The organism is Streptomyces sp. NRRL B-24484 (assembly GCF_000717715.1).
Taxonomy (GTDB): domain Bacteria; phylum Actinomycetota; class Actinomycetes; order Streptomycetales; family Streptomycetaceae; genus Kitasatospora.
In genome coordinates this window covers 1-22016 of the sequence record NZ_JOAI01000027.1, presented here as the reverse complement: position 1 = coordinate 22016, position 22016 = coordinate 1, and the positions used below count along the sequence as shown (strand labels likewise).

General features: G+C 72.4%; 19 protein-coding genes and 1 riboswitch. Of the genes, 11 read left to right on the top strand and 8 right to left on the bottom strand.

Annotated elements, in window-relative coordinates:
* Positions 1-82 precede the first annotated feature (82 nt).
* The 4 genes from IE98_RS0123640 (at position 83) to IE98_RS0123625 (ending at position 4910) form a co-directional block, all read left to right on the top strand.
* The gene (locus IE98_RS0123640; RefSeq protein WP_030272056.1) at positions 83-1084 is read left to right on the top strand and encodes a carbohydrate ABC transporter permease; all 1002 of its coding nucleotides are present in this window, start codon (positions 83-85) and stop codon (positions 1082-1084) included.
* A 49-nt stretch (positions 1085-1133) separates the two neighbouring features.
* A complete protein-coding gene (locus tag IE98_RS0123635) occupies positions 1134-2039 on the top strand; it encodes a sugar ABC transporter permease (RefSeq protein ID WP_030272054.1) in 906 nt (301 codons plus the stop codon).
* Between the two features lie 104 nt (positions 2040-2143).
* Positions 2144-3865 carry a glycoside hydrolase family 13 protein gene (locus tag IE98_RS0123630; RefSeq protein WP_030272052.1) on the top strand — a complete coding sequence of 574 codons (1722 nt, stop codon included), beginning with the start codon at positions 2144-2146 and terminating at the stop codon, positions 3863-3865.
* 1 nt (position 3866) lies between these two features.
* The gene (locus IE98_RS0123625; protein ID WP_030272050.1) at positions 3867-4910 is read left to right on the top strand and encodes a LacI family DNA-binding transcriptional regulator; all 1044 of its coding nucleotides are present in this window, start codon (positions 3867-3869) and stop codon (positions 4908-4910) included.
* Positions 4911-5317: 407 nt separating this feature from the next.
* Here the strand turns inward: IE98_RS0123625 and IE98_RS42945 are convergent, their stop codons facing one another.
* A complete protein-coding gene (locus tag IE98_RS42945; protein WP_043174934.1) occupies positions 5318-5521 on the bottom strand; it encodes a hypothetical protein in 204 nt (67 codons plus the stop codon).
* 173 nt (positions 5522-5694) lie between these two features.
* Positions 5695-6849, bottom strand: a complete 1155-nt coding sequence (locus IE98_RS52295; protein ID WP_159401034.1) for a transglycosylase family protein — start codon at positions 6847-6849, stop codon at positions 5695-5697.
* Positions 6834-7032, bottom strand: a riboswitch (cyclic di-AMP (ydaO/yuaA leader). (Overlaps the previous gene by 16 nt.)
* A gap of 262 nt (positions 7033-7294) precedes the next feature.
* On the opposite strand from IE98_RS52295, the gene IE98_RS0123610 reads away from it, so the two are divergent.
* Positions 7295-9412, top strand: a complete 2118-nt coding sequence (locus IE98_RS0123610) for a hypothetical protein (RefSeq protein ID WP_159401033.1) — start codon at positions 7295-7297, stop codon at positions 9410-9412.
* A gap of 151 nt (positions 9413-9563) precedes the next feature.
* Here the strand turns inward: IE98_RS0123610 and IE98_RS0123605 are convergent, their stop codons facing one another.
* Positions 9564-10472, bottom strand: a complete 909-nt coding sequence (locus IE98_RS0123605) for a hypothetical protein (protein WP_063748993.1) — start codon at positions 10470-10472, stop codon at positions 9564-9566.
* Between the two features lie 385 nt (positions 10473-10857).
* On the opposite strand from IE98_RS0123605, the gene IE98_RS0123600 reads away from it, so the two are divergent.
* Positions 10858-11094, top strand: a complete 237-nt coding sequence (locus tag IE98_RS0123600) for a DUF397 domain-containing protein (protein ID WP_030272042.1) — start codon at positions 10858-10860, stop codon at positions 11092-11094.
* A gap of 490 nt (positions 11095-11584) precedes the next feature.
* On the opposite strand, the gene IE98_RS0123595 is transcribed toward IE98_RS0123600, so the two are convergent.
* Positions 11585-12103 (bottom strand): ATP-binding protein, encoded by a 519-nt coding sequence (locus IE98_RS0123595; RefSeq protein ID WP_234443644.1) that lies wholly within the window; start codon positions 12101-12103, stop codon positions 11585-11587.
* A 419-nt stretch (positions 12104-12522) separates the two neighbouring features.
* Between IE98_RS0123595 and IE98_RS0123590 the strand changes: the two genes are divergently transcribed.
* The gene (locus IE98_RS0123590; RefSeq protein ID WP_078661234.1) at positions 12523-13389 is read left to right on the top strand and encodes a helix-turn-helix domain-containing protein; all 867 of its coding nucleotides are present in this window, start codon (positions 12523-12525) and stop codon (positions 13387-13389) included.
* On the opposite strand, the gene IE98_RS0123585 is transcribed toward IE98_RS0123590, so the two are convergent.
* Positions 13376-14140, bottom strand: a complete 765-nt coding sequence (locus IE98_RS0123585) for a TetR/AcrR family transcriptional regulator (protein WP_324605793.1) — start codon at positions 14138-14140, stop codon at positions 13376-13378. The genes IE98_RS0123590 and IE98_RS0123585 overlap by 14 nt on opposite strands.
* Before the next feature lie 314 nt (positions 14141-14454).
* A complete protein-coding gene (locus tag IE98_RS0123580; protein WP_078661233.1) occupies positions 14455-15996 on the bottom strand; it encodes an MFS transporter in 1542 nt (513 codons plus the stop codon).
* An 88-nt stretch (positions 15997-16084) separates the two neighbouring features.
* Between IE98_RS0123580 and IE98_RS0123575 the strand changes: the two genes are divergently transcribed.
* Positions 16085-16483, top strand: a complete 399-nt coding sequence (locus IE98_RS0123575) for a MarR family winged helix-turn-helix transcriptional regulator (RefSeq protein WP_030272032.1) — start codon at positions 16085-16087, stop codon at positions 16481-16483.
* Positions 16484-16619: 136 nt separating this feature from the next.
* Here IE98_RS0123575 and IE98_RS0123570 read toward each other — a convergent pair whose 3' ends face one another.
* Together IE98_RS0123570 and IE98_RS0123565 are read right to left on the bottom strand one after the other, a co-directional pair.
* Entirely contained in the window at positions 16620-17570 is a 951-nt protein-coding gene (locus IE98_RS0123570; protein WP_030272029.1) for a M56 family metallopeptidase, read from the bottom strand.
* Positions 17571-17702: 132 nt separating this feature from the next.
* Positions 17703-18269 carry a DUF5134 domain-containing protein gene (locus tag IE98_RS0123565; RefSeq protein ID WP_030272027.1) on the bottom strand — a complete coding sequence of 189 codons (567 nt, stop codon included), beginning with the start codon at positions 18267-18269 and terminating at the stop codon, positions 17703-17705.
* 353 nt (positions 18270-18622) lie between these two features.
* On the opposite strand from IE98_RS0123565, the gene IE98_RS0123560 reads away from it, so the two are divergent.
* The 3 genes from IE98_RS0123560 to IE98_RS0123550 are packed head-to-tail and all read left to right on the top strand — an operon-like array spanning position 18623 to position 21839.
* On the top strand, positions 18623-20020 hold the full coding sequence (locus tag IE98_RS0123560) for a DUF6421 family protein (RefSeq protein ID WP_030272025.1): 1398 nt from the start codon (positions 18623-18625) through the stop codon (positions 20018-20020).
* The gene (locus tag IE98_RS0123555) at positions 20017-20760 is read left to right on the top strand and encodes an SDR family NAD(P)-dependent oxidoreductase (protein ID WP_030272023.1); all 744 of its coding nucleotides are present in this window, start codon (positions 20017-20019) and stop codon (positions 20758-20760) included. Before IE98_RS0123560 ends, IE98_RS0123555 begins: the two co-directional genes overlap by 4 nt.
* Positions 20757-21839 (top strand): threonine aldolase family protein, encoded by a 1083-nt coding sequence (locus tag IE98_RS0123550; protein WP_030272021.1) that lies wholly within the window; start codon positions 20757-20759, stop codon positions 21837-21839. Before IE98_RS0123555 ends, IE98_RS0123550 begins: the two co-directional genes overlap by 4 nt.
* The last annotated feature ends 177 nt before the right edge of the window (positions 21840-22016 follow it).

Here is a 22016-nt window from a genome sequence, read left to right as displayed (position 1 = left end):
GGGCCGGGCGGCCGTCGGCCACCCCCGTACGAAGACCCAGTCGCCGGCGCGAGGCGGCGGACCTCCCGAAAAGGTGTCAACAATGGCAGTCGCCGTGCAGGGCGCTCCCGGCAAGAGCAGCCGCGGCCGCGAACCGCGTCCGGGCCTCGTGGAGCGCATCAAGCTCTCGTACAGCAAGTACTGGTACGCCTACGCCATGATCGCGCCGGTCGTGATCGTGCTCGGCGTGCTCGTCGGCTACCCGCTCGTGCGCGGCGTCTACCTGACGCTCACCGACGCCACCAGCCTCAACACCGGCCGCCAGATCGGCGTCAACCACATCCCGGACAGCTTCAAGTTCGTCGGCCTGCACAACTACGCCGACGTGCTGTGGGGCCCCGGCTCGTACGACCGCTTCTGGTCGCACTTCGTGTGGACGATCGCCTGGACGGCCATCTGCGTCGTCCTGCACTACACGATCGGCCTGGCGCTCGCCCTGCTGCTCAACCAGAAGCTCCGCGGCCGCGGCCTCTACCGGATGCTGCTGATCCTGCCCTGGGCCGTGCCGACCTTCGTCACCGTCTTCTCCTGGCGCCTGATGCTCGCCGACGGCGGTGCGATCAACGCCGTCCTCGGCTCCGTCGGCCTGCCGGAGCCCGGCTGGCTCTCCGACCCGTTCGCGCAGAAGGCCGCCGCCATCGCCGTCAACACCTGGGTCGGCGTGCCCTTCATGATGGTCTCGCTCCTCGGCGGCCTGCAGTCCATCCCGGCCGAGCTCTACGAGGCCGCCGAGATGGACGGCGCCAGCCCCTGGCAGCGCTTCCGCTACGTCACCCTGCCGGGCCTGCGCACCGTCAGCAGCACCGTCGTCCTGCTCGGCGTGATCTGGACCTTCAACCAGTTCGCCGTCATCTTCCTGCTGTTCGGCAACGGCGCACCCGACGCCCAGATCCTGGTCACCTGGGCCTACCGCCTCGGCTTCGGTCAGATGCCCCGCGACTACGCGCAGTCCGCCACCTACGGCGTCCTGCTGCTCTCGCTCCTGATCGTCTTCACGAGCTTCTACCGCCGTTGGCTCGCCCGCAACGAGCAGGCGAACGGCTGAGCGCCGCGCGCATCCAGCAGACCAGCGACATCCACGAGGCAGGTACCCGATGACCACCACCACCGAACGACCGGCCGCCCGCTCCTCGGCCGCCCACGCAGCCCGGCCGGCGAAGGTCCGCAGCCGTGAGCAGCGCAGCCCCCTCGCCTCCGTGCTCAGCCACCTCGCGCTGATCACGGCCAGCCTCATCGCGCTCTTCCCCGTCGTCTACATCGCCTACATCTCGCTCGGCCCCGACGACATGGACTACCTCCACCCGGGCCGGATCCTCGGCAAGGCGACCCTGTCGAACTACGACAAGGTGCTCAACCAGACCGACTTCTTCACCTGGTTCGGCAACTCGGTGATCGTCGCCGCCGGCACCACGGTCGTCGGCGTCATGCTCGCCGCCAGCACCGGCTACGCCGTGTCCCGGATGCGCTTCGCCGGCCACAAGCAGCTGATGTGGACGCTGCTGGTGACCCAGATGTTCCCGATCGCCGTGCTGATCGTGCCGATGTACTACATCCTGTCCAACCTCCAGCTGCTGGACAGCTACTTCGGCCTGATCCTGGTCTACTCCGGCACCACCGTCCCGTACTGCGCCTGGCTGCTGAAGGGCTACTTCGACACCATCCCGGTGGAGATCGACGAGGCCGGCCGGGTCGACGGGCTCTCCCCGTTCGGCACCTTCTGGCGGCTGATCCTGCCGCTGGCCCGCCCGGGCCTGGCCGTCGCCGCCTTCTACTCCTTCCTCACCGCCTGGGCCGAGGTCGCCTTCGCCTCGACCTTCATGCTCAGCTCGGACAAGTACACGCTCGCGGTCGGCCTGCAGTCCTTCATCAGCGAGCACGACCACCAGTGGCAGCTGATGGCCACCACCTCGGTGCTCATCGCGCTGCCGGCCGCGCTGGTCTTCTACCTCGTCCAGCGCCACCTCGTCACCGGACTCACCGCCGGTGCGGCCAAGTCCTGACGAACGCACGCACCGAGCGGCCGAAGCACCCGCCGAGGCCGTCGGGCCGACGTACCGTCACACCACGCTCCGTTCGCCGCGATTCCCCAAGGGATGACTGACCCATGACCCAGAACCTGGCCGACGCCTCCGGGCCCGCCTCCGTTACCGCCGCCGAGCCCATCGCAGCGAGTGCGGGCGCGAGCAGAGGCTGGTGGCGGGACGCGGTCATCTACCAGGTGTACCCGCGCAGCTTCGCCGACTCCAACGGCGACGGCATGGGCGACCTGCCGGGCATCCGCAGCCGCCTGCCCTACCTGCGCGACCTCGGCGTCGACGCGGTCTGGCTGTCCCCCTTCTACGCCTCCCCGCAGGCCGACGCCGGCTACGACGTCTCCGACTACCGCGCGGTCGACCCGATGTTCGGCACCCTGCTGGACGCCGACGGGCTGATCCGCGACGCGCACGCGCTCGGCCTGCGGATCATCGTCGACCTCGTCCCCAACCACTCCTCCGACCAGCACGAGTGGTTCCAGCGCGCGCTGCGCGAGGGCCCCGGCTCCCCGCTGCGCGACCGCTATCACTTCCGCCCCGGCAAGGGCGAGAACGGCGAGCTGCCGCCCAACAACTGGGAGTCGATCTTCGGCGGCCCGGCCTGGACCCGGTCCGTCAACCCGGACGGCACCCCGGGCGAGTGGTACCTGCACCTCTTCGCCCCGGAGCAGCCCGACTTCAACTGGGAGAACCGGGCCGTCGCCGACGAGTTCCGCTCGATCCTGCGGTTCTGGCTGGACATGGGCGTCGACGGCTTCCGGATCGACGTCGCGCACGGCATGGTCAAGCAGGCCGGCCTGCCCGACATCGGCGGCGAGGGCGACCAGCTCAAGCTGCTCGGCAACGACGTGATGCCCTTCTTCGACCAGGACGGCGTCCACCAGATCTACCGCGACTGGCGCAAGATCCTCGACGAGTACCCGGGCCAGCGGATCGGCGTCGCCGAGGCCTGGACCCCGACCGTCCAGCGCACCGCCAACTACGTCCGCCCCGACGAGCTGCACCAGGCGTTCAACTTCCAGTACCTGGGAACCTCCTGGGCCGCGGACGAGCTGCGCGAGGTGATCGACGTCTCGCTCGACTCGATGCGCCCGGTCGGCGCCCCCACCACCTGGGTGCTCTCCAACCACGACGTCACCCGGCACGCCACCCGCTTCGCCAACGAGCCCGGCCTCGGCACCCAGATCCGCACCGCCGGCGACCGCGAGCTCGGCCTGCGCCGCGCCCGCGCCGCCAGCCTGCTGATGCTGGCACTGCCCGGCTCCGCCTACGTCTACCAGGGCGAGGAGCTCGGCCTGCCGGACGTCACCGACCTGCCGGACGAGGTCCGCCAGGACCCGTCCTTCCTCCGCGCCTCCGGCCAGGACGGCTTCCGCGACGGCTGCCGGGTGCCGATCCCGTGGTCCGGCACCGAGGCCCCGTACGGCTTCGGCCCCGCCGCGGGCGGTCCGAGCTGGCTGCCGCAGCCCGCCGAGTGGGCCGACCTCAGCGTGGAGGTCCAGACCGGCGACCCGACCTCCACCCTGGAGCTCTACCGCTCGGCGCTGGCCGTCCGCCGCGAGCACCCCGCGCTCGGCGCCGGCACCGACGTGACCTGGCTGGACGCGCCGGAGGGCGTGCTCGCCTTCCGTCGCGACAGCGCGCAGGGCTCCTTCGTCTGCACCTCCAACACCACCGGTGCGCCGGTCCGGATGGCGGCTCCCGGACGTATCCTGCTGTCCTCCGCGGACACCGAGGCCGCGGACGGCGAGATTCTGCTGGCAGCGGACAGCACCGTATGGTGGGCGGTCTGAGATGGTTGCAATAGGCTCTGGGATCGTGACTACGGCGCGACTCTCGGACATCGCGGCGCAGGCGGGGGTCAGTGAAGCCACCGTCAGCCGCGTCCTCAACGGCAAGGCGGGCGTCTCCGCGACCACCCGGCAGACCGTACTGGCCGCCCTCGACGTACTCGGGTACGAGAGGCCGACCCGGCTGCGACAGCGCAGCGCGGGTCTGATCGGCCTGATCATCCCGGAGCTCAACAACCCGATCTTCCCCGCGCTCGCGCAGGTGATCGAGCAGGTGCTCAGCCGGCACGGCTACACGCCGGTGCTGTGCACCCAGACCCCCGGTGGTTCCACCGAGGACGAGCTCGTGGAGCTGCTGGTGGAGCGGGGGGTGTCCGGCATCGTGTTCGTCTCCGGACTGCACGCCGACACCACCGCCGACCACGAGCGGTACAACAAGCTGATCGGCCGCCAGGTGCCGTTCGTGATGATCAACGGCTACAGCGAGCGGATCGCCGCGCCGTTCATCTCCCCGGACGACCGCGCCGCGATGTGGATGGCCGTCCAGCACCTGGTCGAGCTCGGCCACACGAAGATCGGTCTCGCGATCGGGCAGCGGCGCTTCGTGCCGGTGCTCCGCAAGGTCGAGGGCTTCCGGGCGGCCGTGCAGGAACTGCTCGGTGTGACCGAGGAGGAGGCCGACGGCTACATCCACCACACGCTGTTCAGCGTGGAGGGCGGGCACGCCGCGGCCGGCGTGCTGCTCGACAAGGGCTGCACGGCGATCGTGTGCGGCAGCGACATGATGGCGCTCGGCGCGATCCGGGCCGCCCGGCAGCGCGGGCTCGCGGTGCCGCAGGACGTCTCGGTGGTCGGGTTCGACGACTCGCCGTTGATAGCGTTCACCGAGCCGCCGCTGACCACGATCCGCCAGCCGGTGGAGGCCATGGCCATCGCGGCCGTGGACGCCCTGCTGGAGGAGGTCGGCGGCAACCCCGCGCAGCGCGCGGAGTTCATGTTCCAGCCGGAGCTCGTGATGCGCGGCTCCACCGGCGCCAGCGTGCGCTGACACCCCGCCACCCGGCCGACGGCCGGAGGCACACCGCTGCGGCCCCGGAGAGCCCTCTCTCCGGGGCCGCAGCCCGCTCCCGGGGTTTCTGTGCTCACGGGCGCCCCTTCCCCCAGGGACCCCCTCAGGGGCGCGGGGAGCTGCGCAGCCCGGGACCGGTTGCACGTGCGCTCACGGGTGCTCGCTCAGGGGCGCGGGGAACTGCGCAATCAGGGAGAGGTGAACGTCCGCTCCGGGGTCGGCCGTGGTTCGTACCGTGGCCCGCATCCGCATTGCGCAGTTCACCGCGCCCCTTGTGGTTGCCCCGCGCCTCCGGTCGGTCGGCCCCTGGTGGTTGGCCCGAGCCCTTGGCGGTTGCTCCGTACCCCTGGTGGTGAGCCCGTGCCCCTGGTCGGGCGACGGGGGTTTCAGCCTTCTTCGGCCGTGCGGTGGGGGCGGGCGGTGCGGGCTGCGTCGGCGGCGTCGCCGGTGCGGGCCTCGGTGCGGCGGCTGCGGGCCAGGTAGTCGCGGACGATCAGCTCGACCGCGTCCTGCGGATTGCCGGCCCCGGCGGCCAGCATGACCTCGATCGCCAGATCGGCGTCCAGCGTGACGGTGACCTTCGCTGCCATGGCTGCTCCTCAACTCCGTGGGGCGGCCAGCCTATCCGCGAGGGCAGGCCGAAGCCCCGGTGCGGCGGGAGGCCGCTCCGGGGCTTCGGAGGGGGAGAGGAGCGCCCGGGCCGAGGGACCCAGGTACGGCTTCGGGCGCGTGCTCCGGCGTACGGGACGCCGGGGCGGGTGGATCAGACCCGGCCGGCGAAGTCCGGGGCCCAGTTGGCGATGGTCTGGACGCGGACGCCGGCGCTCGGGTTGGCGGCCTCGACGTACTTGCCGTCGCCGATGTAGAGCGCGACGTGGTGCACGCCGGAGTTGGCGCCGTTGCTGGACCAGAACAGCAGGTCGCCCGCCTGCAGGTTGTCCAGCGAGACGCGGGTGGAGTAGTCGGCCTGGTCGGCGGCGACGCGCGGCACGGAGATGCCCGCGGCACGCAGCGCGGCCTGGGTGAGGCCGGAGCAGTCCCAGCCACCGTTGCCGGTACCGCCGTAGATGTAGGCCTGGCCCACCTTGGAGAGCGCGAAGTTGACCGCGGCGGCCTTGGAGCCGGTGGCGGTCTGCGCGGTGGTGGTGGTGCTGGCCTTGACCGCGGTGGTGGCCGGCTTGGGGGCGGCCGGGGCGGCCTGGGCCGGGGTCGAGGACGCCTTGGCGGGGGTGCCCAGCGACAGCTTCTGGCCCGGGTAGATGGTGTGCGGACCGTTCTTCAGGACCGACTTGTTGAGCTCGTAGAGCTTCTGCCAGCCGCCCTGGACGTGGTTGTGCTCGGCGATGGTCGACAGCCAGTCGCCGGCCCGCACGGTGTAGGTGGCGCCGTGGCTCCACTGGCCCTGCCAGGTCTTGCCGTCCTGCGAGGTGCCGGTGGAGGCGGCCGGGGCCGCGGGGGCGGCCGGCTTCGCGGGGGTGGAGGCCGCGGGGGCGGTGGTGGAGGCGGAGCCGCCGGTGCTGATCTCCGGGGCCGGACCGCCCTTGGTGAGGCCCGCCTTGACGGAGCAGACCGGCCAGGCGCCGGGGCCCTGCTCGGCCAGCACCTTCTCGGCGATCGCGATCTGCTGGTCCTTGGTGGCCAGGTCCGCGCGGGAGGCGTAGGCGCCGCCGCCGAAGGAGGTCCAGGTGCTGGAGGTGAACTGGAGGCCGCCGTAGAAGCCGTTGCCGGTGTTGATGTGCCAGTCGCCGGAGGACTCGCACTGGGCGACCTTGTCCCAGGTGGCGACCGAGGCGGCGGAGGCGGTGCCGGCGGCCAGGGTCGGGATGCTCAGGCCGATGCCGACGACGCCCGTGGTGGCGAGGATGCGGCGGCCGCGCTTGGAGTTGATGGACAGCATGAAGGAGCGTTCCTCTCCCACGCCTGCGAGGTGAGCTGTCGGATTCGGGCTGGAGTTGCCCGGCCGCGCGCGCAGGATCCGGCGATCTCTCGCCTGTTCTGCGTGTGCGGCTTCACCCCAAGCCGGGGAGCGGCGCTGGACCGCTCCCGGGCGACTTACCTGGTTCCCCCGCCCCTGCCGAAGTGCGTTTCGCATTGCCAGTCGGACCGCCGGCAGGACTCGGCGTTCGGGCCAACTGGGTCCGTGTGACCACGAACGTGGGAGGACATTAGACAGAGTTAAGTTCAAACCGCAAACATGTGTGATGCCGGTCACAGGGGATCTTGGTATATTCCATGATCGATTCCTTGATCTCTCCGTGATCGACTTCTTTCGATTTCCGGCAAAGCCCTTCGGGTAAAACCGGCCTGTTTATGCTTCAGGTATCGGGGGCCGGGCGGCGGCCCGGGCGGGGGGTCGACCGGTCATGGATCAGCACGGGCAGCGCCCGGAGGGGGTGTCCGACGGGGCGGCCCGGCGGCCCGCGCCGCACCGCCGGGTCGGTCGGCGCCGGATGCTCGTCTGGCTCGGGATCTCCACCGCCGCGGCCGCGGTGGGCGGCGTCGAGCCGGCCCGCCGCGCGCTCGCCTCCCCGGCCGGGTCCCGGCGGGTGGCCACGGCCCTCCCGGCGGCCTCCGGAGGGCCCTCTGCGGGGCACGTGCACGCCGTCCCGGCTCCTGCCGACCCCTCGCCCTCCCCGGTCGATCTGACGGGCCGCCGCTGGTCCGACCCGGCCGGCTGGGGCGGCGCAGTCCCGGGGGCGAAGGGTGCCGTCCGGATCGCCGACCGCGTCCTGCTGGACGTCGACGCCTCCGTCGGCTCGCTGGTGGTCGAGCCGGGCGGCTCGCTGGTCTTCGCGCCCGAACGCAGCCTCACCCTCGCCTCGGCGGGCAGCGTGGAGGTCCGAGGCGTCCTGGTGCTGGCTCCGGCGGACGGGGCCTCGCATGTCCTGAAATTCCCCTCCGTGGACGAACGAAGCTTCCGCGGCGGTGGCATGACGGTGGTGGAGGGGGACACCGGGCTCTGGGTGACCGGGGCCGGCTACCTGCGGCTGGACGGTGCCGCCAAGACCGCCTGGGTCCGCGCGGCCACCGGGCTCCGGGCCGGCGACACCGAGCTGCGTCTGGCCGAGCCGCCCGAGGGCTGGCGACCGGGCGACGAGCTGGCCGTCACGCCGACCGGACCCCCGGGCGAGGGCGAATTCTCCACCCGGTACGATCTGTGCACGATCAGACGGATCGACGGCAAGACCGTCACACTGACCGCACCCCTGGCGTACCCGCACCCGCGGGTCACGGCCGGCGGGGGCGTCGCGGTCGGTGCCGAGGTGCTCAACCTGACCCGCAGCGTCCGGGTCGAGGGCACCGCCGAGGGCCGCGCCCACGTCCACCTGACCGGCTCGCGCCGCGCCGACGTCCGGCACGCCGCGCTGCGCTGGCTCGGCCCGCGGCAGCCCGGCAAGGAGACCTGGAACGGCGCCCCGGTCACCGAGCCCGTGCTCGGCCGCTACGGACTGCACTTCCACATGCTCGGCGACGCCTCCCGCGGCACGGTCGTCGAGGGCGTGGTGGTCCGCGACAGCGGCAGCCACGCCTTCGTCCCGCACGCCAGCCACGGCATCACCTTCCGCAGCTGCATCAGCCACAACACCTGGGAGGACGCCTACTGGTGGGACGGGCCGCCGGACACCCGCACCCCGCAGGCACCGTCCGACGACATCGCCTACCAGTCCTGCGTGGCCTCCCGCACGGTGTACGAGCCCAACCCGCGCGGCTACCGGCTCACCGGCTTCTCGCTCGGCGCCGGCACCGGCGGCACCGCCCGCGACTGCGTGGCCGTCGGCGTGCAGGGCGCCACGGGCGCCTCCGGCTACGAGTGGCCGGAGGCCGGCGAGGGCGTCTGGACCTTCGAGCGCTGCCTGGCCCACAACAACCTGGAGAACGGCGTCTTCGTCTGGCTGAACGCCCGTCACCACCACGTGCTGGAGGGCTTCGTCGCGTACCACAACGGCGGCTGGGGCATCGAGCACGGCGCCTACCTCAACGACTTCGAGTACAACGGCGGTGTGCTGTACGGCAACGGCGCCGGGGGAGTGGCCGTCCACGCGCTCGGCCGCGAGAGGGGAACCGTCTTCGACGGGCTGCTGATCGACGCCGCAGGACAGTCCGACTACGCCGTCGCCACCGCCAAACACCAGCTCGCCGGAACGACCGTGACGATCGCTCGGAGCCGGCTGACGGGCTATCGGAAGGCCGGTGTGGCCTTCCGGGCCACCACGGACGGCGAACCGGACGACATCGCGGTGCTGGACTGCTCCTTCGGCGGCAACGAGGTGTGGCTGGACCCGCAGGCGCCGCGGCCGACCCGGATCGTCCTGCGCAAGGCCGGCGAGCGGCAGGCCGTGCAGCTGCAGCCGGGGCCGGGCAGGGCGGAGTGGAACGCCGCCGCCGCACCGGCCGCGGTGGACGGCCCGCCGCGGGCGGTCGTCACCCCTGCGATCCGGCTCGCGGACGCGGCGGCACCGACCCGACGACTGCCCGTCTGAGCCGACCGCCGGACCGGGCCGAGCGCCGGCGTTCCGAGCGACCTGCCTTCCGGGCGACCTGTGTTCCGGGGAACGCGGAGGGGCCCCGACCTCGTACGGTCGGGGCCCCTCCGGGAGTTCACTGCGTGTGCGGCCGGTGGCCGCGCACCGCTCACTGCTCGGCGGCAGGCTCCTCGGCCTCGGCGAGCGCGGCAGCCTCGGCGGCGGCCAGCTCCTCCTCGTCGACCGGCGGCCGCGGCGGCAGCGCGGCCAGGTAGGTGGAGGCGATCAGCTGGCCGACGGCCGGGTAGGCGCCCAGCGGAGCGGCGCTCGGGCAGCCGGTCTCCTCGGCGGCGGTGGCCAGCAGCTCGGAGTCCGCCTCCGGGCCGATCACCAGCGGCGCGAGCGCCGGGCGCTCCGAACCGGTGGACTTGAGGTGGTCGACCGCGGCGGCGACCGAACCCGGCACGTCCAGGGCGGCGGCCACCACCGGCACGGCGAGACGCGCGGCGAGCAGCACACCGGTGATCCCGGCGGCCGCGGCGGCGTCCTCGCCACCGGAGACGGTCAGCACCACGCCGTCGGCGGAGGTGGCGATCGCGAACAGGCGGGCGCGGTCGGCACGGGCGAGCCCGGCCTCGGACAGGCGGACGTGCACGGCCTCGGCGAGCAGCGGGTGCGGGCCCAGCGGGTCGGTGACCGGGGAGCCGGCGGCCGCGGCCACCTCGTGCAGCTCCGTCAGGAAACCGTGCGGACCGGGCAGCAGCGGCACCACGATCGGCGGCGGCGCGCCGTTGCCGGCGGCCATGGCCAGCAGGTCGGCGACGGTCGGGGCGTCCTCGGACTCGGCCGCGACGTAGCCGGCGGCGATCTCGAGGCCCGGCTGCTCGCCGCGCACGATGGAGAGCAGCTCGTCGACGATCGGGCGGGCCTCGGGTCCGGCCGTGGCCGGGACGGCCAGCAGCAGGGCCGGGGAGCCGGCCGGGATCTCGGGGCGCTCGGGACGGCGGTGGCGCCCCCGCGCACGGGAGCCTGGCGTACGGACGGGCAGTGGCGCGCCCGGGATGGCTGCGGTGCTCATGGCGGAGATCGTAGGACATACCGGGGCCCTTACTGCAGTCGACTCCCGTGAGGGGTTGGTGGCGACGGCACAAGATCGGACATTTCCCAGCAAAGCGATCCGCACTCCGTCGCAGGGGTGCGTGATGCTCCTCACAGTGGCGGATGTGACTGCGCGTAAAGTCCGACGTCGAGCGTCAAGATCAACGGGACGCAGGCCGGCCCGTACCCACGGTGATCGATTGCTGTTCCCTCTGTGATGGTTCGGCCCGGTTTGCCGGGCGCACGGCGCGGTTGTTCGACGCTACTGATGAGTCAGATGCACGCGCTTTGTCCCGTGCTGATGCACGTGCAGGCCAGCTATCATCACGTCAAGTGAGGCGAACGCCAGGCTCAGGGAGACAACGATGAGTGACACGTACAACGGCATGGCGGCTGCGGATCTCGACGGTGTGGTCTGGCAGAAGAGCCGGCACAGCAACTCGCAGGGCAACTGCGTCGAGTTCGCGGCCCTGCCGACCGGCGAGGTGGCGATGCGCAACTCCCGTTTCCCGGACGGGCCGGCGCTCATCTATACCCGGGCCGAAATAGCCGCACTGCTCCTCGGCGCCAAGGACGGGGAGTTCGACCACCTGGCGACCTGACCGTCCGTCGGCCCGCCGGAATCCGGTGGGCCCGGTGTTCGGGCTCCCTTCCCGTGGGGCCGTCGTGGGCATCGCCGCGACGGCCCGGTTGCGTTCCGGCCCGCCTGCGAGTCCGGCCCGCCTGCGAGTCCGGCCCGGGTGTGAGTCCGGCGAGTCCGCGTCCGGCGATTGCCTTCGGGTGCGTGCGTCTCCGGCGGGTCCCTCGTCGACCGGCGGTTCTGCCGGTCCGACGATCCCGCCCGCCAACCCCGTCGGTGTGGTGTCCGCGGAACGTCTCCTCTGCGAACGCCGCGCCGGCGCGGTGCGAGGTGGCCGATCGGGTCCCCTCCGCCCGACCCGCCCGGACCTCGCATCCGGCAAGCGCTCCGGCATTCCCGCCCGCCGGGGCCGGCCCGGCGCCCGGTTCCTCACCTGCGACCGTCGCCCCCTGATCGCTGCCGCGGCGACTGCGGCTACTGCGCCCGCGGTCCGGTCGACCCGGAGCGTCCGCTCAGGCCGATCGGTGCCGACCGGTACCGGCGACGGGTGCGGCCTCGAACAGCGCCCACACGACCTTGCCCGCCCCGGCCAGCGGGTGCCAGCCCCAGGAACTGCTGAAGGAGTCGACCAGGTGCAGCCCGCGGCCGGACTCCGCCACGAAGTCCGCCTCGCGCGCCACCGGCCCGTGGCTGCTCGGATCGCTCACCGCGCACACCACCTGCGGCGCGCGGTGCACCAGGCTGATGCGTATAGGGGTGAGACCCTCCATGCCCAGCGGGCGGGCGAGCTGCGCCGGTACCTGGGGCGCCGTGGCGCTGCAGCCGTCCGGCATCGCGCCCAGCGCGTGGCGCAGTGCGTTGGTCACCAACTCCGAGGCGACCAGGGCGACATCGTCGAAGAGAGAGTCGAGTCCCCAGCTCCGCAGGGTGGTCCTGGCGAAGTCCCGGGCCGATCTGACGGCTTCGTAGCGAGGGGCGAGGGTACAGCTGACCACGTACGGGTCGGCAGCGATGGCCGTACCGGTGCTCATGAAGAGCTCCTCCCATAAGGGGGCGGACACGGCGGGACCCACCCGGGTCATGCCGGTCACCTCCGACTCGCTCGGCCGCTCGGCCGCCCGCCCGTATGCCCGGACCCGCACACGAACTCCCGGCCGCACAGGGGCGCGGCCGGGAGGGCATGGGGGGTCGCGCGTTCGGTCGACGCGAAGCCCGCGGAGTTGTCAGGTGCGTGCAAGTGCACGTGCACCATGGTCCTCTGCGCCCACTGCAGATGCAAGAGTCGATTCACGTGCAGTCGCATGTTTGGCATATGCAAGCGCCAGATGCACGTGCAAGATGGAGGATGTGATGCAGAAGTAGTAGATCGTTGCGCCACTACGGGCACCGAGCGCGCCCAACTGATGGCAGACTGTGCGCTGTTTGACCCGAGGTGGAGGTTTCCGACCGCATGACCACAGTTCAGCCCGGCGGGGGCTCGATGGTGCGCCGCATCCTCCTCGGCTCGCAGCTGCGGCGCCTGCGCGAGGGGCGCGGCATCACCCGTGAGGACGCCGGCTACACCATCCGCGCCTCCGAGTCGAAGATCAGCCGTATGGAGCTCGGCCGGGTCTCCTTCAAGGAGCGCGACGTCGCCGACCTGCTCAGCCTCTACGGGGTCGACGACGCCACGGAGCGCGAGGCCCTGCTCGGACTGGTCCGCGAAGCGAACAAGTCCGGCTGGTGGCACAGCTTCAACGACGTCCTGCCCGGCTGGTTCCAGACCTACGTCGGCCTGGAGGAGGCCGCCGCGCTGATCCGCACCTACGAGGTGCAGTTCATCCCCGGCCTGCTGCAGGCCGAGGAGTACGCGCGCGCCGTCTTCGGCCAGAGCCGCCCGGCCATCAGCGACGAGGAACTGGAGCGCCGGGTCAGCCTCCGGATGCGCCGGCAGACCCTGCTGACGGAGGGTCGGAGCCCGCACCTGTGGGCCGTCATCGACGAGGCCGCCCTGCGCCGCCCGGTCGGCGGGCCGGCCGTGATGCGGGCCCAGGTACAGCACCTGATCGACATGGCGGACCGGCCCAACGTCACCATCCAGGTCATGCCGTTCCGCTTCGGCGCGCACGCCGGAGAGAGCGGCGCCTTCTCGATCCTGCGCTTCCCCGAACAGGACCTCGCCGACGTGGTCTACCTGGAGCAGCTCACCAGCGCCCTCTACCTCGACAAGCGCGACGACGTCGACGCCTACATCCAGGTCATGGAGCGGCTCTGCGTCGACAGCCTGACGCCGGATCAGACCGTCGACCTGCTCACGTCCATCCTCAAGGAGCGCTGAGCCGGTCCTCCGCCGCGGCCCGCGCACCGGTGCCGGACACCCCGGCCTCCTCCGCGCACCCGACGGGCCCCGGATGGCCGCACGCCTCCGAGCGTCCGGGCAGCCGTCGCCGATCGGCGTGCGCGCAACAGGCTCCCGGCTGCCCGTCCTCGCGGCCGGAGCACTGTGCCCGCTCCGGCGGGCCGGGCTGCGGCGGCACCCCCAGCTCCCAGGCGAGCCCGTACCGGGCGAACAGGTCGGCCCGGATCGGGGCCAGCGGCGTGGACGCGCCCGGCAGCAACACCCCTATGCAGCCACCCATCAACGCGCTGCGCAGCACGGCGTGTTCGGCGACCGGATCGGGTGCGCCCCAGTCCTGGAGGAGACCGCGCAGGATCGCCCCCAACTGCTGCTGCTCCGGATCCTGGACGAAGGCACCGACGTCCGGATCGAGGATCAGCGCCAGGTGCGAACGCATCACCCGCGGGTGGTCCATCGCCAGGCCGAGGACGGCGTCGATGGCGCGCGCCAGCCTCGCCTCCGGCGGCGACCCCGCGGGCAATTCCGCCAGCGCCGCGGCCAGTTCCAAGTGCATCAGGCGATGTGTGGCGGACTGCATCAACAGCCGTTTGCCGTCGAAGTAGTACGACACCAGACCGCGGGCGAGTCCTGCGTGCTCGGCTATGTCGCTGAGCGTCGTCCCCGCATATCCGTGCTGGTCCACGAGCTCGACGGTGGCGCGCATGATCCGGCGGCGGGATCGCCGGCGCATCTCCTCATTGACCGATTCCCCGCGAGGTGCCATCGTGTCTGCTCCGAACGTTGACTGGCTCCGGGCCAATATACTGGCCGGGCCGGTCGCGGCGCCGCCGTATGCCCTGGCCCGGACGGCCTCGGCGGCAGCGCACACAGCAGCGTCGGCTCCACCAACACGGGGGTTTGGTGGAGCCGGCGCTGTTGTGTTTCCAGGGTTCCCCGGGGCGTTTCCGCAGGCGCCCGGACCGGACCGTCCCGGACTGGTCCGGACCGCTCAGGACCGTTCCGGCCCCGGCCGTGCAGGATGCGGAGCCCCGCGACCTCCGGGTGTCAGCGTTCGGCGAGCACCTTGCCCCCGGTGTTCTCCGTCCCGTCGGCGGGTCCGTCCGTGGCCGACCCGGGGGTCGGCGCCGCGGAGGGGGCAGGCGCGGCGGTGGCGGTGGCGGGTGCCGCAGGGCTGCGGCGTTCCAGCGCCCAGCCCACCAGCGTCACCACCAGGGCCCCCAGCGAGACCGCCGTCACCAGCAGCAGCGCGGGCCGGTAGCCGTCCAGCTGCGCCTGCGGGCTCTGGCCGCCGCCGCTGCCGGCCGTGATCACTGCCGTGGCGACCGCGAGCACGATCGCACTGCCCACCTGGAAGGCCGTGTTGACCAGGCCCGAGGCCAGCCCCTGCTCGTCGTCGTCGACGCCGTTGGTGGCGGCGATGTTGGCGGACGGGAAGGCGAGGGCGAAACCGAGACCGAGCAGGACCATGCTGGGCAGCACCAGGCCGAGGAAGCCCGAGTGCTCGTCCAGCCGGAGGAACAGGGCGTACCCCGCGGTCAGGAAGAGGATGCCGAGCGGCAGCAGGCGGGCGGTGCCGAAGCGGTCGACCACCGCGCCCATCCTGGTCGCGGACAGCGCGACCAGTGTGCCGGCCGGCAGGAAGGCCAGCGCCATCTCCAGTGCGGACCAGCCGAGCAGCCGCTGCAGGTACAGCGTGGCGATGAACTGGAAGCCGGAGTACGACCCGAACACCGCCAGCGCCGCGATGTTGGCCCGGCTCACCCCGCCGTTGCGGAAGATCCCCAGCCGGACGAGCGGGTGGGCCGCCCGGGACTCGATCCGCAGGAAGAGCGCCATCAGCACGGCGACGGCGACCAGCGAGCCGATGGTCCGGGCGCTCGCCCAGCCGGCGTTCTGCGCCTCCGTGACGGTGAAGACGAGCAGCAGCAGTGAGCCGGTGCCGGTGATCGCGCCGGCGACGTCGTACCCGGCGGTGCCGCGGGCCGGGACGGGCTGCCGGGGCAGCAGGCGGACGGCCGCGGTCAGTGCCACCAGGGCGACCGGCACCGGCATCAGGAACGTCCAGCGCCAGCCCGCGGAGGTGAGCAGGCCGCTGAGCACCAGGCCGAGCGAGAACCCGCTGGCGCCGCAGGTGGTGTAGATGGAGAGCGCCCGGTTGCGCGCCGGGCCCTCCGCGAAGGTCGTGGTGATGATCGACAGGCCGGCGGGGGCGGTGAAGGCGGCGCTCACTCCCTTGAGGAACCGGGCGGCTATCAGCAGGCCGCCGTCGTCGACCAGGCCGCCGAGCAGCGAGGCGGCGGCGAAGACGGCGAGGGCGGCCAGGAAGACGCGCCGCCGGCCGAGCAGGTCGGCGGCCCGGCCGCCGAGCAGCAGCAGCCCGCCGTAGCCGAGGACATAGCCGCTGACCACCCACTGCAGGGCGGAGGTGGACAGGTGGAGGTCGGTGCCGATGGAGGGCAGGGCCACGCCCACCATCGAGACGTCGAGGGCGTCGAGGAAGAGGGCGGCGCAGAGGACGACGAGGGTGCCCCAGAGGCGTGGGCTCCAGGCCCCGGTCGTCGACGGATCGTCAGATGCGGTCGTCATGGCCACGAGACTTCCATGCATGTGCATCCAGTGCAAGCGAATTTAATGCGCGTGCACTAGATGAGCGGACATGTGCTAGCCTGGGAGCGTGGCTGAACCGGATCTCGCGCCAGAATCCGCCCTCGTTTTCGAGTGGCGGGACGTCCTCGCGCGGCACGCCGCCGTGTCGTGCGCCCTCGACCGGACGCTGGGTGAGCGGTTCGGTCTGGGCATGAGCGAGTTCGAGGTGCTCGAACGCCTCTGGGAGGACGAGCTGCGGGCGGGCCCCGGCAAGCTCCGGGTGCAGGACATAGCGCAGACGGTCCACCTCAGCCAGAGCGCGCTGTCCCGGCTGATCGGCCGGCTGGAGAAGGACGGCCTGGTCGCCCGCGTCATGTGCGAGCTCGACCGGCGCGGGATTTTCGTGGCGCTCACCGACGAGGGACGCGCCCGCTACCAGGAGGCCCAGCCGATCCACCGCGAGGTGCTTGCCCGCACCCTCGGCTGAGGACCCGGCGGGCAGGTTCCGCGGTCAGCACCGGTCAGCACCGGTCAGCACCGGTCAGCACCGGTCCTCGACGCCCGCGGCCGTGCCCCGTGGGGGCCCGTGGAAGTGCCTTCAGGGAGCCCGGCCTGCGATCCCGTCAGAGCAGCGTGCCGAGCCCCGGCGCCACCGCCAGCAGCACCACCGCGGCCGGCGGCGCCAGCGCCGCCAGCGTCAGCCGCAGCCGGTGGTGCACCGGCAGCCGCGGCTCGCCCGCCAGCAACCGGTCCACCCGGCGCGGTGCCTGGGCGAGCTGCTTGGGCGGGCACGAGCCGAACACCCCGCGCCCGGCATTGATCTCCACCAGGGCCAGGGCCGTGGTGATCCGGCCGTGCCGGCGCGCCGCCCGGTCGTCCGCGGCCAGTTCCACCAGCTCGCCGACCTGGTCCCGGAAGGCGCTGAACACCCCCACCCCGGGGAAGCCGGTCGCCAACGCCTCGGCGCACTGCGCCAGCCAGTGGTGCCGCGCCCGCACGTGGCTGCGCTCGTGGCTCAGGACCGCCGCCAGCTCACGGTCGGTCAACTGCTGCAGCGCGCCGGTCGTCACCACCAGCCGGGCCTCCGGGCCGGGCAGCGACCAGGCCTCCGGGCGCAGGTTCTCCAGCACCACCAGGCGCTCGCCGCCCCGCCGTTCGGCCGCGGACTCACCGGGCAACTGGGGTGCCCGATCGTCCAATTGGGCGTGGCGCGCCTCGCGCAGCGCCCGGGCCGCCCGCACCTCGCGAGTCAGGGACAGCGCGGTCTGCACCCCGCCGAGGGCCAGCAGAGCGGCCGTCAGCCGGCCCCAGCCCTCCGCACCCACGAGTCCGTAGGCGTCCTCGACGCCCGACGGCGCACCCGTGAAGACCGCCTCGCGCAGGGCGGGCAGCGCCGCGGCGCACGCCAGCAACAGGGAGAGCACGCAACAGAGCAGGACGGCGACCACCAGGGACTGCCAGGCGAGCAGCGCCAGCACGGGTTCTCGCTCGGGCCAGCGGGCTCGGGCCAGCAGGCCCGGCGCCACGGTGGCGAGCAGCAGTCCGAGCAGCAGCAGGCTCAGCAGGGCCGTCATGGCAGGAGCTCCCCCGAGGAGCGATCAGGAGCGCGACAGTGCGCTGCCTCCAACCTATGCTCCGCGGAGCCCCGGTGGAACGGCATCCGCGGACAGGTGACCAACGACACCCCGTCAGCGTCCCGGCAGCGGTCAGAGCGTCAGGAGCATGGCGAACATCCCGATGCCCATCGCCACCCGGCAGGCCCGCACGGTGCCGCCCTCGGCCACACCGGCGCCGCCGGCCGTGACCCCCGGCCCGGACAGCAGGCGGCTGCCCGCCCACAGCGAGTACCCGCCGAAGTAGAGGAGCAGCGCACCGGTCAGCACCGGCAGCCCCATCGGCGCGCCCGCCGCGCCGGTCACGCCCGGCACCCCGTGGTGCAGGTGGCCGGACCCGGCCGGAGCGGCGGCCATGGCCAGCGCCATGTACGCCATCGCGAGCGCCCCCACCCCGTGGTGCAGACGGTGGACCCGCCCCGCACGCCCGGCGAGCGCCCCCAGGACCAGGGCGCCGGCCATCACCGTGAAGAACCAGCCCCACACCACCCCGGGCAGCACCGCCATCCCGGCCATGCCGACCGCCATCGCCGCCTCGGCGGCGTCGGCCTCCCGGTGCGCCCCCGCACAACCCGGGCGCCGCAGGCGCAGTGCGCACAGCGCGGCGGAGCCGGCGGCCAGCCCCGCCAGCATCCACGTGACGACGGCCGGACCGTGCACGGCGCCCCTCCCGACCGGTGCCAGCGGACAGTACGTCCACGATCACCGATCGGAGCGGCGGGCAGCAGGGCGCGCAGGGGGGCGCACGGAGGTGCCGAGCCGATCGGTGCCCGGACCGTGCCCCGGTGGGCGCCGCCGCTCCCCGGTGGCGGGGCCGCTGCCGGCGCGGGATCGTCGGGATGCGGCGGCCTACGGAACCCGCCGGACCGCCCCGCGAGACGCCCCGGAGCGCCGGATCTCCCGCCGCGAGCCCCATCCGCCGCAGGATTGCCCGGCAGACCCCCCTTGAACAGAAGAACCTTTCGTATCTATGGTGGGTACGTCGCAATACCTCCTGTTGAAGTGAGTCTCCGATGCAGAATCTTTCGCCGACGCTCGCCGTGGCTGGCGATGCTTCCGCCTCTCCGGCCGGCCACCCCGCCTGGCTTCGCCTGAAGGACGCGGTGGAGTCCCTCCGCCCGCTGCAGTCGAAGGACGGCTCCATCGACCTGTCCGCCGTGCAGCGCGGCACGGTCGACCCGCTGGTCGAGACCGTGCTCACCTCGGTGCAGGAGCTCGCCCCGCTCTTCCCGCAGGACGCCGCGTACCTCGCCGCCGTCCAGGACGACCTGCGCAAGTGGGCCGACACCGGCTACCGCGAGCCCGACTTCCTCGACTCGCTGCTCGCCTTCCACCCCGCCGAGCAGCGCACCGACGGCCTGGACCACCTCGTCGTCTTCCCGATGTACACCCAGAACGGCAACCCGAACCGGAACCTCGAGGCCGTCCTGCTCAAGGTCGTCTGGCCGGACTGGCTGGCCGAGCTGGAGCGCGAGCGCTTCGACAACCCGATGTTCGTGCCGATCACCTTCACCGACTTCACGGCCGGCTACGACACCAACTCCGCCGTGCTCTTCCCGGAGACCGTGGCCGTCCGCCAGGCGCCGGAACGTTTCACCTGGGGCGGCATCTTCTGCGACCGCGAGGCGGCCCGCTTCCGCGCCGTCTCCACCAGCGCCGTCGAGCTGCTCGGCCTGGAGATCCCCGAGGACGCCACCGGCCTCCTCAAGGACCAGGAGCGCGCCCAGCAGACCTTCGTGCTGTGGGACCTCATCCACGACCGCACCCACAGCCACGGCGACCTGCCGTTCGACCCCTTCATGATCAAGCAGCGCAGCCCGTTCTGGATGTACGGCCTCGAGGAGCTCCGCTGCGACCTCACCGCCTTCAAGGAGGCCGTGAAGCTGCAGTCCGAGGGCTACGCCCAGGGCCGCGACGTCCAGTACGCGATCCTCTTCGACCGGATGTTCCGCTTCCCGGTCAGCGGCGACCGCGTGCGCAACTACGACGGCATGGGCGGCCAGCTGCTCTTCGCCTACCTGCACAAGCACGACGCGCTGCGCTGGCGCGACAACCGCCTCTCCATCGACTGGGACCGCGTGGCCGAGGTCACCAACCAGCTCTGCGCCGAGATCGAGACCCTCTACCGCGACGGCATCGACCGCCCGAAGACGGCCCACTGGATCGCCGCCTACGAGCTCGTCTCCCGCTACCTCACCCCGCACCCCGCGTCCACCTGGGCCAAGGGCACCGAGGCGCTCCCGCTCGACATCACCGACGGCAAGGCCCTCAACAAGGCCCTGTGCGACGCGGTGAAGCCGGACGAGTTCCCGCTCAGCATGTTCTACGAGGCCCTCTCCAAGAAGCTGAGCGGCGTCATCGCCGCCACCACCGGCATCACCGGCACCGGTGTCCAGGGGGTCGCCGCATGAGCGCCCGTCTCGACGACAAGGTGATCGCGGTCGCCGGGGCCAGCGGCCCCGCCGGCCAGGCCACCATGCGGCGCCTCGCCGCCGCCGGCGCCACCGTCATCGGCGCCGACATCGACCAGCAGCGCCTCGACAAGGCCCTCGACAGCGTGCGCACCACCGTGCCGGGCGCGAAGGTCAGCGGCCAGGTCATCGACCTGCTCGACCCGCAGGAGGTCCACGACTGGGCCGACCACCTGGAGGCCGAGCACGGCCACGTCGACGGCCTGCTCCACCTGGTCGGCGGCTGGCGCGGCAGCAAGACCTTCTTCGACTCCCGGATCGACGACTGGGACTTCCTGCACGACACCGTGGTGCGGACCCTGCAGCACACCTCGCTGGCCTTCCAGCCCGCGCTGGTCCGCAGCGGCGGCCGCTACGCCATGGTCTCCGCGGCCGCGGCCCACAAGCCGACCGCCGGCGGTGCCGCGTACGCCGCCGCCAAGGCGGCCACCGAGGCCTGGACGCTGGCCATGGCGGACTCCTTCGTGAAGGAGACCACCGCCGGGGACGGCACGCCCACCGCGGCGGCTGCCATCCTGGTGATCAAGGCCCTGGTCTCTCCCGAGATGCGCGCCGAGAAGCCGGACGCCAAGTTCGCCGGCTTCACCGACACCGCCGACCTGGCCGAGACCCTGGCGGGCCTCTGGGACCGCCCCGCAGCAGAACTGAACGGACAGCACCTGTGGCTGACAGCCCGATGACCATCGGCACCGACGCCCGCACCGACGCGGTGCGGCACCACGACACCGCCGTGCGCGGATTCGCCAGCGACAACTACGCCGGCATCCACCCGGAGGTCCTCGCGGCGATCGCCCTCGCCAACGGCGGCCACCAGGTCGCCTACGGCGAGGACGACTACACCGCCCACCTGCAGCAGGTCTTCCGCAGCCACTTCGGCGACCGGGCCGAGGCGTACCCCGTCTTCAACGGCACCGGCGCCAACGTGGTCGCGCTGCAGTCCCTGCTGCCGCGCTGGGGCGCGGTGGTCGCCGCCGAGTCCGCCCACATCAACGTGGACGAGTGCGGCGCGCCGGAGAAGATCGCCGGGATCAAGATCCTCACCGTCCCCACCCCGGACGGCAAGCTCACCCCCGAGCTGATCGACCAGCAGGCCTGGGGCTGGGACGACGAGCACCGCGCCCAGCCGCTTGCCGTCTCGCTGACCCAGAGCACCGAGCTCGGCACCGTGTACACGGTCGACGAGGTCAAGGCCATCTGCGAGCACGCCCACGAGCGCGGCATGCTCGTGCACATGGACGGCTCGCGGCTCGCCAACGCCGCCGCCACCCTGGGCGTCCCGTTCCGTGACTTCACCACGGACGCCGGCGTGGACGTGCTGTCCTACGGCGGCACCAAGAACGGCCTGATGCTGGGCGAGGTCGTGGTCGTGCTCAACCCCGAGCGCGTCCGTAACCTGAAGTTCCTGCGCAAGATGTCGATGCAGCTCGCCTCGAAGATGCGCTTCGTCTCCGTGCAGTTCGAGGCACTGCTCGCCGGCGACCTCTACCTGCGCAACGCGGGCCACGCCAACGCGATGGCCAAGCGCCTGGAGCAGGCCGTCAGCGGCATCGACGGCGTGACCGTCGTGCGCCCCGTCCAGGCGAACGCGGTCTTCGCCATCCTCCCGCGGGAGGTCAGCGAGCGGCTGCAGAAGCGCTACCGCTTCTACTTCTGGAACGAGCACACCGGCGAGGTCCGCTGGATGGCGTCCTTCGACACCAGCGAGGCCGACATCGACGCGTTCGCCGCGGCGATCGCCGAGGAGATGGGCCGGGTCTGACCCGACCCCTCCACCGGTTCCAACAGGACGACCCCGGCGCGGACACCCCGCGCCGGGGTCGTTTTGCATCTGCCTGCGGTTCGGCGTAGTGTTCACTGGTCGCTCGGCAGGGAGCACCGGACACGCGTCTGCGCGGACGGTCCCGGAGCGGCCAATCCCTTGAAACACCACTTCCCG